This is a genomic window from Pseudomonas sp. FBCC-B35 (assembly GCF_059133755.1).
Genome location: NZ_CP101439.1, coordinates 533,810 through 546,208, shown reverse-complemented (window position 1 = coordinate 546,208; position 12,399 = coordinate 533,810). Strand labels below are relative to the sequence as shown.

The 12,399-nt window shown below is 59.9% G+C and carries 11 protein-coding genes; 4 read left to right on the top strand and 7 right to left on the bottom strand.

All coding sequences use genetic code 11. From position 1 onward, the window contains the following. Window positions 1-37: 37 nt before the first annotated feature. Together NMB38_RS02335 and NMB38_RS02330 are read left to right on the top strand one after the other, a co-directional pair. Window positions 38-670 carry a TetR family transcriptional regulator gene (locus NMB38_RS02335; RefSeq protein ID WP_027915307.1) on the top strand — a complete coding sequence of 211 codons (633 nt, stop codon included), beginning with the start codon at window positions 38-40 and terminating at the stop codon, window positions 668-670. A gap of 62 nt (window positions 671-732) precedes the next feature. Continuing rightward, window positions 733-1,833 carry an AGE family epimerase/isomerase gene (locus NMB38_RS02330; protein WP_028687185.1) on the top strand — a complete coding sequence of 367 codons (1,101 nt, stop codon included), beginning with the start codon at window positions 733-735 and terminating at the stop codon, window positions 1,831-1,833. 307 nt (window positions 1,834-2,140) lie between these two features. On the opposite strand, the gene NMB38_RS02325 is transcribed toward NMB38_RS02330, so the two are convergent. From NMB38_RS02325 to NMB38_RS02295, 7 genes are all read right to left on the bottom strand, one after another. Further along, on the bottom strand, window positions 2,141-2,602 hold the full coding sequence (locus tag NMB38_RS02325; RefSeq protein ID WP_494354882.1) for a hypothetical protein: 462 nt from the start codon (window positions 2,600-2,602) through the stop codon (window positions 2,141-2,143). Window positions 2,603-3,324: 722 nt separating this feature from the next. Next, window positions 3,325-4,092: an SDR family oxidoreductase gene (locus tag NMB38_RS02320; protein ID WP_027913938.1), complete on the bottom strand. Its 768-nt coding sequence runs from the start codon at window positions 4,090-4,092 to the stop codon at window positions 3,325-3,327. Window positions 4,093-4,737: 645 nt separating this feature from the next. Further along, the gene (locus tag NMB38_RS02315; protein WP_023532899.1) at window positions 4,738-5,454 is read right to left on the bottom strand and encodes an ABC transporter ATP-binding protein; all 717 of its coding nucleotides are present in this window, start codon (window positions 5,452-5,454) and stop codon (window positions 4,738-4,740) included. Continuing rightward, a complete protein-coding gene (locus tag NMB38_RS02310; RefSeq protein ID WP_023532980.1) occupies window positions 5,451-6,326 on the bottom strand; it encodes an ABC transporter ATP-binding protein in 876 nt (291 codons plus the stop codon). Before NMB38_RS02310 ends, NMB38_RS02315 begins: the two co-directional genes overlap by 4 nt. Beyond that, a complete protein-coding gene (gene livM, locus NMB38_RS02305; protein WP_111475910.1) occupies window positions 6,323-7,624 on the bottom strand; it encodes a high-affinity branched-chain amino acid ABC transporter permease LivM in 1,302 nt (433 codons plus the stop codon). Before livM ends, NMB38_RS02310 begins: the two co-directional genes overlap by 4 nt. 2 nt (window positions 7,625-7,626) lie before the next feature. After that, window positions 7,627-8,541, bottom strand: coding sequence for an ABC transporter permease subunit (locus NMB38_RS02300; protein WP_023533025.1), 915 nt, complete (start codon window positions 8,539-8,541; stop codon window positions 7,627-7,629). Between the two features lie 155 nt (window positions 8,542-8,696). Then, window positions 8,697-9,833, bottom strand: a complete 1,137-nt coding sequence (locus NMB38_RS02295) for a branched-chain amino acid ABC transporter substrate-binding protein (protein WP_023532927.1) — start codon at window positions 9,831-9,833, stop codon at window positions 8,697-8,699. 485 nt (window positions 9,834-10,318) lie between these two features. Here NMB38_RS02295 and pncB point away from each other — a divergent pair, with 485 nt between their 5' ends. Both pncB and nadE read left to right on the top strand, forming a co-directional pair. Next, window positions 10,319-11,524, top strand: coding sequence for a nicotinate phosphoribosyltransferase (pncB, locus tag NMB38_RS02290; protein WP_027913940.1), 1,206 nt, complete (start codon window positions 10,319-10,321; stop codon window positions 11,522-11,524). A 4-nt stretch (window positions 11,525-11,528) separates the two neighbouring features. Next, window positions 11,529-12,356, top strand: coding sequence for an NAD(+) synthase (nadE, locus tag NMB38_RS02285; RefSeq protein WP_028687883.1), 828 nt, complete (start codon window positions 11,529-11,531; stop codon window positions 12,354-12,356). Window positions 12,357-12,399 lie beyond the last annotated feature (43 nt).

Sequence of the window (12,399 nt, the reverse complement as noted above, 5' to 3'; positions counted from 1 at the left end):
CTAGAGTGCCCAGCCACCCTTTATAGAAACCTGCATCATGTTGCCGCGTGCCGAACAGAAGCTACAGACCCGCCAGGCCCTGCTCGATGCCGCCTGCCTGCTCATGGAGAGTGGTCGTGGCTTTGGCAGCATCAGCTTGCGCGAAGTGGCCAAGGCGGCCGGCATCGTGCCCACCGGTTTCTACCGGCATTTCCCGGACATGGATGCACTGGGCCTGGCACTGGTCAATGAGGTGGACGATACCTTCCGCCAGACCATCCGGCTGGTGCGGCACAACGAGTTCGAGCTGGGCGGTATCACGGATGCGTCAGTTCGTATATTTCTCGATGTAGTCGCTGCCCACCGCGCCCAGTTTCTATTCCTGGCACGGGAGCAGTACGGAGGGTCGCAGCCCGTGCGCCAGGCCATCGCCCAATTGCGGGAAAACATTACCGCTGACCTGGCCACCGACCTGGCCCGGATGCAGCGTTGGCAGCACCTGGACAATGCGGCGCTTACCGTCATGGCGGACCTGGTGGTCAAGACCGTGTTCGCCACCTTGCCCGAATTGATCGACAGGCCGGAAAGGGGTGAGCCGCAGGCGTTGACCCCTCAGGAGAAGATCACCCAGCAGCTGCGCTTCATTTTCGTCGGTGCGCGGCACTGGCAAGGGCTCGGCAACCCCGGCTGACGGGCTCGGCAGACCCGACTTCTGCTACCATGGCGCCCTGCCCGACAGCGACGAGCGCCAAGATGTCCAACCCCCGCCCTACCCTGCCCGAACTGACCCGCTTCAATCAGCACTTTGCCGCGTGCATCGTGCCCCTATGGCAGGGGCCAGGTTGGAACACCGAGATGGCGTTGCCTTACGAGGCCCTGGACGCCGAGCATCAGCCGCTGCCGGTGCAGCGCTATCGGGCCATGGCTTGCGCACGCCAGTTGTACCTGTTCAGCAGCCGCATCGGTCAACCGGGCGCGGCCGAACGCGCCGCGGCATTGTTCCGCTCCTTGCAAAAGCACTTTCATGACCCCGAGCACGGTGGCTGGTTCTACAGCATCGACGCCCAGGGCAAACCGCTGGACCGACGCAAGGACCTCTATACCCACGCGTTCATCGTCTTCGCCTGCGCGCACTATTGGGGCCAGGTCCGCGACAGCCTGGTGGCCTCCACCCTGGCTGGTGCGCTAGACGTCATCGAGCATCGCTTTGCCCGGGATGATGGCTTGTACGAGGCCAGTCTGGGTGAAGACTGGGGCAACCTGGGCAGTGGCGCGCTGCAAAACCCGCAGATGCACCTGGCAGAGGCCTTCTTGCAGGTGTTGGCCGTGCGTGATGATCAGGCTGTGCAGCAATTGCTTCTACAGTTATGCACAGCGATGCAGGCCCACTTCATCGACCCTGCCCACGGGGTGATGCTGGAAAAGCCCCGGGGCACTGTGGATAACTGGTTCGAGCCGGGTCATCAGTTCGAGTGGTTCTATTTGCTGCACACTTCGCCGCTGCTGCGTGGGACGGCGTTGCATGCGTCCATTGAGCGGGGCTTTGTTTTTGCCGAGCACCATGGCGTGAAGGACGAGGCGGTGCTGGCGATGCTGGATGTGCAAGGGCATGTGCTGGATGCGACTCAGCGGATCTGGGCACAGGCCGAATACGCCAGGGCCCTGGCATTGCGCCCTGATGCAGATGTAAAGCTGCCCAAGCTGTTGCAGGCCCTGCAGGGGCGGTTCTTGCGGCAAGCGGGATGGTATGAATGCCGGGACGGGCAAGGCGATGTCAGCCGGCATGATATGCCGTCGACTACGCCTTATCATCTGGCCACCTGCCTGGAAGGGTTGAAGCGATTGGAGGGGTGAGGTCGGGGCCTGCAATGTTGTTACCGTAATGGGCAGTGAGGCTCAGATCCTGGAGCCGTCCAGTGCGCTGGCACGTTTTCGTCACTGGAATACGTACAAGGGCGAGTGTTGTAGGAACTGCCACAGTATCAAGCGCTTGACTTGATGGCGCCGCATGTTCGTACTGCTAATAGCGCTGCCTAATACTTGGAATATGACATAACCGAAAATCAAAGTTCTCTGCTCTTGCACTAGCAAATATAACTTCAAAATTAGTTAACGCTTGCACACTCCATGAACACTACACAGGCTATGTATAGCGGCAAGTTTAGACGTTATCATCCCCACTATAGATGCTCTTGCTCTTGCTCTTGCTCTTGCTCTTGCTCTTGATCTTGATCTTGCTCTTGCTCTTGCTCTTGCTCTTGCTCTTGATCTTGATCTTGCTCTTGATCTTGATCTTGCTCTTGATCTTGCTCTTGATCTTGATCTTGCTCTTGCTCTTGCTCTTGCTCTTGATCTTGCTCTTGATCTTGCTCTTGATCTTGCTCTTGCTCTTGCTCTTGATCTTGATCTTGATCTTGATCTTGATCTTGATCTTGATCTTGATCTTGATCTTGATCTTGATCTTGATCTTGATCTTGATCTTGATCTTGATCTTGATCTTGATCTTGATCTTGATCTTGATCTTGATCTTGATCTTGATCTTGATCTTGATCTTGATCTTGCTTTTGATCTTCGCGACTTCAGAAGGCCGAACGCAGGTCTTGCGGAGGGAGGTGACAGGCATGGATGCCTGTCAAGCGCTGGGCCCCAGGATGGGGCCTACAGCGCGGTCCTCCCGGGAGCAAGACCGGAGTGAGGGAACCCCGAAGCGCAGCGTAGGGGCCGTATGAACGGAGCGCAGCCTTTTTTGGTTACTTTTTGTGGCGTTTGACAAAAAGTAACTCGCCGTAAGGGCGAAAAGGTGATTAAGCGTCGCCATCGCAAATGGACTATGCTCTCTATCAATACCCACACCAACCCATCGAACTTCAAACTTCAAAGCGTGGGCGCATATATCGAGTTGGTATTCATTGGCGCGGGTGGCGCACAGTCACCCTTCCGCCCTTACGGCGGCTCACTTTTTGTCTTGTCAAAAAGTAAGCAAAAACCGCCTGCTCCTATCATCCGGCCCCTACGCTACGCTCCGGGGTCCCCTCGCTCCGGGCTTGCTCCCGGGAGGACCGCGCTGCAGGCCCCATCCTGGGGCCCAGCGCTTGACGGGCATCCATGCCCGTCACCTCCCTCCGCAAGCCCTGCGCTCGGCCTCCTGAAGTCGCGATCTGTGTTGTCTGGGCTACCGCGCGCTTAGAAGCAAAATCCAAAGCAACGGCAACAGCAACAGCAACGGCAACGGCAACGGCAACGGTCATTCAGGTTCGCGAATAGCCATTCCGAATGCGGCAGGGTTTCGCCGGGGGTTCGCCCGTGGAGAAGAACTCAGTCATACCCACCGGTCAAAAACCCAAATTACCCCTTCGCCGAGCGATCAATAGAGAACCCAGCCCAGTCCTGGCTAACCGGCATCAACTCCAGGCTATTGATGTTGATATGCGCCGGCTGGTTGAGTATCCAGAAAATGGTCTCGGCAATGTCCTGCGGCTGGATCGGCTCGGCCCCCGCGTAGGTAGCATCGTACTTGGCCTGATCACCGCCAAACCGAACCAGCGAGAACTCGCTCTCGCACAAGCCAGGCTCGATGTTGCTCACCCGCACGCCAGTACCGCGCAAATCGCAGCGCAGGCTCAACGAGAACTGACCCACGAACGCCTTGGTACCGCCATAAACGTTACTGCCCGGATAGGGGTAATTACCCGCCACCGACCCCACGTTCAGAATGGATGCCCCCCGCCCGTGGGCGATCAAGCGGGGCAGCAGCAAGCGCGTGGTGTAGATCAGCCCCTTGATGTTGGTGTCGACCATGGTTTCCCAATCGTCGAGGCTGCAATGCTGTGCAGCGTCCACCCCCAGCGCCAACCCGGCGTTGTTGACCAGTGCGCGGAGCGTGTCGAAGCCCGCTGGCAAGGTGGCGATGGCCTGTTCCATCGCCTGGCGATCACGCACATCCAGCACCAGGCCATGAACTTCGGTTTGCGCAGACAATTCGGCACACAAGGCATCCAGGCGGTCCTTGCGGCGCCCCGTGAGCACCAGCTTCCAGCCCGCCTCGGCAAACCGGCGGGCAGTGGCCTCGCCAAAGCCGGACGTGGCGCCTGTGATGAAGACGGTCGAAGTCATGCAGTGTTCCTCACGTAAGAGATCCTGGGTGAAACCGCAGCATGCCCGTGCCCGATGCGCCGGGCAAGTCGTCACGCGCACTGATCATTTTTTGATCAACACACTGAAGGCCGCATATACACTGGGCTACAGCCACCTATGAGCACCTTATCCACAAGCCTTTCCCCGCCAATTGGGGGCAACTGCGGCACCAGGCGGAACCCTTTCAGCATTACACGGTCGCGCCTGCCTTTTTCAACCGCGCCAATTCCTTTATCCCATGCCGCATCCAGACGTCTGTCCAACGCTTTTCCACAACCTTATCCACAGGCGTACGGGTTTATGACATCACTCTCGAAAAGTACTAGTCAGGTAGAGATATCGTCATGCAGCTAGATCCTGATCAAAAAACGATCAAGTCTATGGAGCCCCTGAATTCCTTGGCTTGGAGAAAGATGCCACCATGTTTTCCACAGGCACCTCCACACGAACGGTGGACTAAATCAGGCTGTGGGTAACAAAGGCTGGCCAGTCGCTTCGAGCCTGTGCATAAGCCCGAGGCCATTGCAGTTGTCCACATCAGGCACCGCCTGGTGAAACGTGCAGGCCACTTTCTTGAAGCGTTGACCAGCCCCGATTGACTCAGGGCTGGAACACCATCAGGGCTCAGTGCCCTCCCAAGTAAGCGCTGCGCACCTCTTCATTGACCAGCAACTCCTGGCCCGTACCCGTCATGCGTATCTGCCCGTTGACCATCACGTAAGCCCGGTCCGACAGCTTCAACGCGTGGTTGGCGTTCTGCTCGACCAGAAAGATGGTCATGCCCGTCTTGGCCAGCTCGCGCAGGGTGGCGAAGATCTGTTTGACGACGATGGGCGCCAGCCCGAGCGAAGGCTCATCCAGAAGCAGCAGCCGAGGCCGGCTCATCAAGGCGCGGGCGATGGCCAGCATCTGCTGCTCGCCCCCCGACATGGTCATGGCGCGCTGATTGCGTCGCTCCTTCAAACGTGGAAACAACGTATACATCCGCTGCATGTCCTCGTCGGCATGCTTGTCGCCGATGGGGATGGTGCCCATCATCAGGTTTTCTTCGACACTCATGTCCGGGAACACCCGCCGCCCTTCCGGCGACTGGGCGATGCCGTTGGCGGCAATGTAGTGCGAGGACTTGCGGGTGATGTCGGTGCCCCGGTAGATGATCTGGCCGGAAGCGGCGCGGGGCTGCCCGAAAATGGACATCAACAAGGTGGACTTGCCCGCCCCGTTGGCACCGATCAGGCTCACCGTCTCACCTTCGTCGATGTGCATGGACACCTGCTTCAGGGCCTGGATGGGGCCGTAGAACACATCCAGGTCCTTCAATTCCAGAATGGGTGCAGTCATATCAGCTCCTCTTCGTCGGCACCCAGATAGGCAGCGATCACTGTCGGGTTGTTGCGGATATCCTGAGGCGCGCCCTCGGCGATCACGTTGCCGTGGTCCAGCACGACGATGTGGTCGGAAATGCTCATGACCATGCCCATGTCATGCTCGATCAGCACCACGGTGATGTCATGCTCGTCGCGCAGGACCCGCACCATGCGGCTCAACGCTTCGGTCTCCTGAGGGTTCAAGCCCGCGGCAGGTTCGTCCAGGCAGATCACCTTGGGGCGGGTGCACATGGCACGGGCGATTTCCAGGCGTCGCTGCTGGCCGTAGGACAGTTCGCCGGCCAGGCGATTGGCGCAGTCGACCAGGTCCACCACCTCCAGCCAGTAGAAGGCATGGTCCAGCGCGTCGCTCTCGGCCTTGCGATACCCCTTGGTGTTGAGCACGCCAGCCAACAGGTTGCGGTTGACCCACATGTGTTGGGCCACCAGCAGGTTCTCGACGACAGACATCTCCTTGAACAGCCGGATGTTCTGGAACGTCCGGGCCAGACCGGCCCGGTTGACCAGGTGGGTGCCGCCGAACATCTTGTAGTACAGCCGGCTGGCGAACCGTGATGGCGAGACGAAGTCCGCCGCCTGGAAGCGCTCGCCCAGCAACTGAATGACGTTGGTATGGCTACCCCGTGCATTGAGCTCGATTCGTCCGCCGCTGGGCTTGTAGAAGCCGGTCAGGCAGTTGAACACCGTGGTCTTGCCTGCGCCATTGGGGCCGATCAGGGCGAAGATCTGATTGCGCCTGACTTTCAGGCTCACATCGCTGAGCGCCTTGATGCCACCGAACTGCATCATCAGGTGGTCTACCGAAAGAATGATGTCGTCGCTCATGGCGCCACTCCTTTACGCGGGGTCACACCGGACCGGCTGATGCGGATCAGCCCGCGCGGTCGCCAGATCATCATCAGCACCATCAGCACCCCAAACAGCAGTACCCGATACTCGGAGAAGCTGCGCAGCAGTTCTGGCGCAACGGTGAGCACGAACGCGGCAATCACCACGCCGACCGTCGAGCCCATGCCGCCCAGTACGACGATGGCCAGGATCAGCGCTGACTCGAAGAAGGTGAACGAGGACGGGTTGACGAAACCTTGGTAGGTGGCGAAGAACACCCCCGCCAGCCCCGCAGTCGAGGCGCCCAGGGTAAACGCCGAGAGCTTGACCAGCACATGATTGAGCCCCATGGAGCGGCAGGCGATCTCGTCTTCGCGCAGGGCCTCCCATGCTCGACCTACCGGCATGCGTGTCAGCCTGTGCTTGATGTACAGCACGGCCAGCACTACCAAAAACAGCACCGCGTAGATGAACACGAACTTGAGATTGGGGTTGTAATCGATACCCATGAACTCGTGGATGGGCACGCCCCCGTCCTTGGCCCGCCGACCGAACTCCAGGCCGAGGAACGTCGGCGCCGGGGCCGGCATGCCATTGGGCCCACCGGTGAACGACAGCCAGTTGTTGAGCACCAGGCGAATGATTTCGCCAAAACCCAGGGTGACGATGGCCAGGTAATCACCGTGCATGCGCAACACTGGAAAGCCCAGGATGCACCCGGCCAGCGCTGCGGCAATGGCCGCCAGGGGCAGCACGCTCCAGAAGCCAAGCCCCAGGTACTGGTAGCCCAGCGCCAGGCCATAGGCACCGATGGCATAGAACGCGACATAACCCAGGTCCAGCAGCCCGGCCAGGCCAACCACGATATTCAGGCCAAGACCAAGCAGCACATAGATCAGCCCGAGGATCACCACCGTCAGCAGGTACTTGTTGGCAAAGATCGGGAAGACGATGGCGATCACGATGAGCGCAGGAATGATGTAGCGCAGCCGCGACTTGTAGTCCGGCGGGTTCACATGCACGCCTGAACCGCCATTGTCGAAGCCTTGCAGCATGCGCCGACCGGCAGCGGTTTGCAGGTAAAGGCTGAGCAGGAAGCGTCCGAGCATCACGCCGCCGACCAGCCACGCCACACGCCGCGGTTCGGCGTTGAAGCTGTAGCCGTCGAGCACCACACCGACGACCGGGCCGAACACGATGAGCGCCAGCAGCCCTGCAATCAGGGTTTCCACTACGCTGCGCTTGAGATCGAAACCTGTCTTTTGGGGAACGGATACGGATTTGGCAACGGACATGGTCACACCTTAGCCACGAGTGGGCGACCCAGCAGGCCTTGGGGGCGGAAGATAAGGATCAGCACCAGCAGCGAGAAGCTGAATACGTCCTTGTAGTCCGAGTTGATCAGCCCGGAGAACAGCGATTCGGAGATGCCGAGGATGATGCCGCCGAGCATGGCGCCAGGCAGTGAGCCGATGCCACCGAGCACTGCAGCGGTGAAGGCCTTGATGCCGATGATGAAGCCGGCATAGAAGTCGAAGGTGCCGTAGTTCATGGTGATCAGTACGCCGGCCAGCGCCGCCATCACGGCACCGATGACGAACACGTAGGAAATTACCCGGTCGGTGTTGATGCCCAGGATCGACGCCATCTTGCGGTCCTGCTGGGTCGCGCGGCACATGCGCCCGAGCTTGGTGTACTTGATCACGTAGGTCAGCAGGCCCATGCCAACGAAGGCCGCCACCAGGATAAAGATCTTGGTGTAGGTCAGTTGCACGAAACCGCTGCCCACCTCGACGCGCCAGGCGCCTTCAAGCAGGGTAGGTACCCCCTGTTGCCGCGCACCTTGGCTGATCTGCGCGTAGTTCTGCAGGATCAGGGAAATGCCGATGGCGCTGATGAGCGGCGCCAGGCGGGTGGAGTTGCGCAAGGGTTTGTAAGCGATGCGCTCGATGGTGAAGCCGTATACCCCGGTCACCACAATGGTGAACAACAAGGTGCCCAACATCAGCAGGGGGAAGGATTCGACGCCGAAATAGGCCAGCAATGCCAGGCTGATCGCCGCCAGGTAGGCGGAAATCATATACACCTCGCCGTGCGCGAAGTTGATCATGCCGATGATGCCATAGACCATTGTGTAGCCGATGGCGATCAGGCCGTAGACCGACCCGAGGGTCAGGCCGTTGACCAGTTGCTGCAGGAAAATACCATCCATAACGCAATCTCACCTGATCGAGATCGCACCGGTGCTGCCCACGCAGGGCCCGGTACCAGGCAGCCATGGCGCTGCAGCACTGTGCTGATCTTCGGATAAAGACGGGTACCGCGGGGCCCGGCCCCGGAGCTTGCGCCCGGGGCCTGGAGCCGTTGTTATTGTTGTTTTTCCAGCTGGTGGTACTTGCCGTCCTTGTCCCACTGGTAGACCACATAGTCCGACACCGTCAGGTCACCCTTGCTGTCCCACTTCTTCTCACCCATTACCGTCTGCACAGGGTTGGCCTTCAACCACTTGGCCGCGTCTTCGCCCTTGTTGGACTTGGCGCCGTTGAACGCGGCCGCCAGTGCCTGCAACGAGGCATAGGCGTAGAGGGTGTAGCCTTCGGGCTCGGTGCCGCCTTTACGGAATTCCTCGACCACCGCCTTGCTGTCCGGCAATTGACGCGGGTCGGCGCCAAAGGTCATGTAGACGCCATCGACGTACTGCGCCCCGCCTGCCGTGGACACCAGTTCGTCGGTGACGATGCCGTCGTCGGACATGAACCTCACGTCCTTGAGCCCTTGCTCACGCAGCTGACGTACCAGGGGGCCGGCCTCCGGGTGCAGGCCACCGAAATAGACCACGTCGGCGCCGGTGGAGCGGATCTTGGTGACGATGGCGCTGAAGTCTTTCTCGCCTCGAGTCAGGCCCTCGTACAGCACGGGCTTGACGCCGCGTTTTTCCAGTTGTGCCTTGGTCGCATCGGCCAACCCCTGGCCGTAGGTGTCCTTGTCGTGCAATACGGCCACTTTCTGGCCCTTGAGTACATCGACGATATAGTTGCCGGCGACGACGCCCTGCTGGTCGTCACGCCCGCACATGCGGAACATGGCCGACAGCCCGCGCTCGGTGACCTGCGGGTTGGTCGAGCCTGGCGTGATGGCGATGACGCCTGCTTCGTCGTACACCTCGGATGCCGGAATGGTATTGGAGGAGCAGAAATGCCCTACCACCCCAATGACCTTGTCCTGGTCAACCAGCCGGTTCGCCACAGACACGGCCTGCTTGGGTTCGCAGGCGTCGTCGCCTTTGACCAGCACGATCTTCTCGCCATTGACCCCACCGGCTGCGTTGATCTTGTCAGCCGCTGCCTGCGCACCTTTCATGTATTGCTCGCCAAACGCTGCGTTGGCGCCGGTCATCGGGCCTGCGACACCGATCTTGACGTCGGCCTGTACATACGAAGAAACACCCAGCGCCGTGGCAACGGCCAGGGCCAGGAAACCTTTCTTGTAAAACGTCTGCGACATGAGGTGGTGCTCCTAGAGTTTTTTTGATTGGCACTACAACGACTCAGCCCTGTGCTCTGAGCAAGGGCCGTGCCATTAGATTCGCATCATCTTCAAACCCCACCGTGCATATCGTGGCGGGCGGGCGCTGCCCGTTTCTTTATTGAGCGTGCAACCGTCTATCCCACCTCTGGTAGCACCGATTATCGCGGCGCAGGGCAACCGCACCGTCAGGGTGTTGCAACTGGCGCACAGGCCAATGGGCAACCGACCTGTAACAATTAACGTCACCGAACTGCACACCGCTGGTGCGTGACTGCTACAGCCCGCACCGTAACTACACTCGACACGCAACGTAACGCCGTCCGGTTTGGCCGGTACGACATCGTATTCAGATTCTTCTGAAAGGTTTCGCGCTGCTTCGCCGCAGGGTCTGCGTCGCAATCACATCGGCATGGCAAAGACTGGCACAATGACCGCCTATTGCCGTTTCTGGAGCCACCCTGATGAGCGAGAGCGCATTCGCCGAGCGCATCGTGCATAACCTGCTCGACACCGATTTCTACAAGCTCACCATGATGCAGGGCGTGCTCCACAACTACCCTGACGCCGATGTCGAATGGGAGTTTCGCTGCCGCAATGGCGAGGACCTGCGTCCCTACCTGCACGACATTCGCCAGCAACTCGAACAGCTTGCCGAACTGACGCTGGATAACGGCCAACTCGCCTTCCTGGAGCGCATCAGCTTTCTCAAGCCCGATTTCCTGCGCTTTCTAAGGTTGTTCCGCTTCAACCTGCGCTACGTGCACCTGGGTATCGACGACGGTCAGCTGGTGCTGCGCCTCAAGGGGCCGTGGCTGCATGTGATCCTGTTCGAAGTGCCTCTGCTCGCCATCATCAGCGAGGTGCGCAACCGTTCGCTGCACCCGCACATGCGCCTGGCCGCTGCCCGGGATCAGCTTTACCGTAAATTCGATTGGCTGCGCGCCAACGCCAGCACCGATGAACTGGCCGAAATGCAGGTCGCTGACTTTGGTACCCGCCGGCGTTTCTCCAGCCGCGTGCAGGAGGACGTGGTGCGCGTGTTGCGCGATGACTTCCCGGCCCGCTTCGTCGGGACCAGCAACGTGGACCTGGCCTGGAAGCTCGACATCAAGCCGCTGGGCACCATGGCTCATGAATGGATCATGGCCCACCAACAGCTGGGCCCGCGGTTGATCGACAGCCAGATCGCCGCGCTCGATTGCTGGGTGCGTGAATACCGAGGGTTGCTGGGCATCGCCTTGACCGACTGCGTGACCATGGATGCTTTCCTGGGCGATTTCGACCTGTACTTCGCCAAGCTCTTCGATGGGCTGCGCCACGACTCCGGCGACCCTGTGCTCTGGGCCGAAAAAGCCATTGCTCACTATCAGCACCTGGGCATCGATCCGATGACCAAGACGCTCGTGTTTTCCGATGGGCTGAACCTGCCACGGGCGCTGGAAATCTTCCGTGCCCTGCGTGGTCGCATCAACGTAAGCTTCGGTATCGGCACCAACCTGACCTGCGACATTCCGGGCGTAACGCCAATGAGCATCGTGCTGAAGATGACCGATTGCAACGGCGCACCGGTGGCCAAGATTTCAGACGAAGCGGCCAAGACCCAGTGTCGTGACGAAAACTTCGTCACTTACCTACGTCACGTTTTCAAAGTTCCCAGCAAGGAGTAACCCCATGCAAGCGGTTCAGCAAGAGATTGCCCAGGCACTCAAGGTACAACCGCCGTTCGCCGACGCTGCCGCCCTCGAGGCCGAAGTGACCCGGCGGGTAGCGTTCATCAAGGACTGCCTGGCCAATGCAAGGCTCAAGACCCTGGTACTGGGCATCAGCGGCGGCGTCGATTCGCTTACCGCAGCCCTGCTCGCCCAGCGCGCGATCAACGAGTTGCGTGAAGAAACCGGTGACAAGGGCTACACCTTCATCGCCGTGCGCCTGCCCTATCATGTCCAGCACGATGAGCATGATGCACAGGCGTGCCTGGAGGTCATCAAGCCGGACGAGACGCATACCATCGACATCGCCCCGGCCGTCAAGGCACTGGCAGGCGAAACGCAGGCGTTGAAAAACGGCTCGCCCACGCTTGTGGATTTCGTGGTGGGTAACATCAAAGCCAGGATGCGCATGGTTGCCCAGTACACCATCGCAGGCGCGCGCGCAGGTCTGGTGATCGGCACCGACCATGCGGCCGAAGCGGTCATGGGCTTTTATACCAAGTTCGGCGACGGCGCCTGCGACCTGGCGCCGCTCAGTGGCCTGGTCAAGCATCAGGTACGCGCCATCGCGCGGCATTTTGGAGCGCCGGAGTCACTGGTGGAGAAAGTGCCTACCGCTGACCTCGAAGACCTCGACCCGGGCAAGCCAGACGAAGCAGCGCATGGGGTCACCTACCAGCAAATCGATGCATTCCTGCATGGCCAGGAAATCGATCAAGCCGCTTTCGATGTCATCGTTGCCAATTACCGCAAGACCCAGCACAAGCGCGAACTGCCGTTCGCCCCTTGAATACGCAACTGGGGCCGCGTTGCGGCCCCAGTTCGTGTTCTAG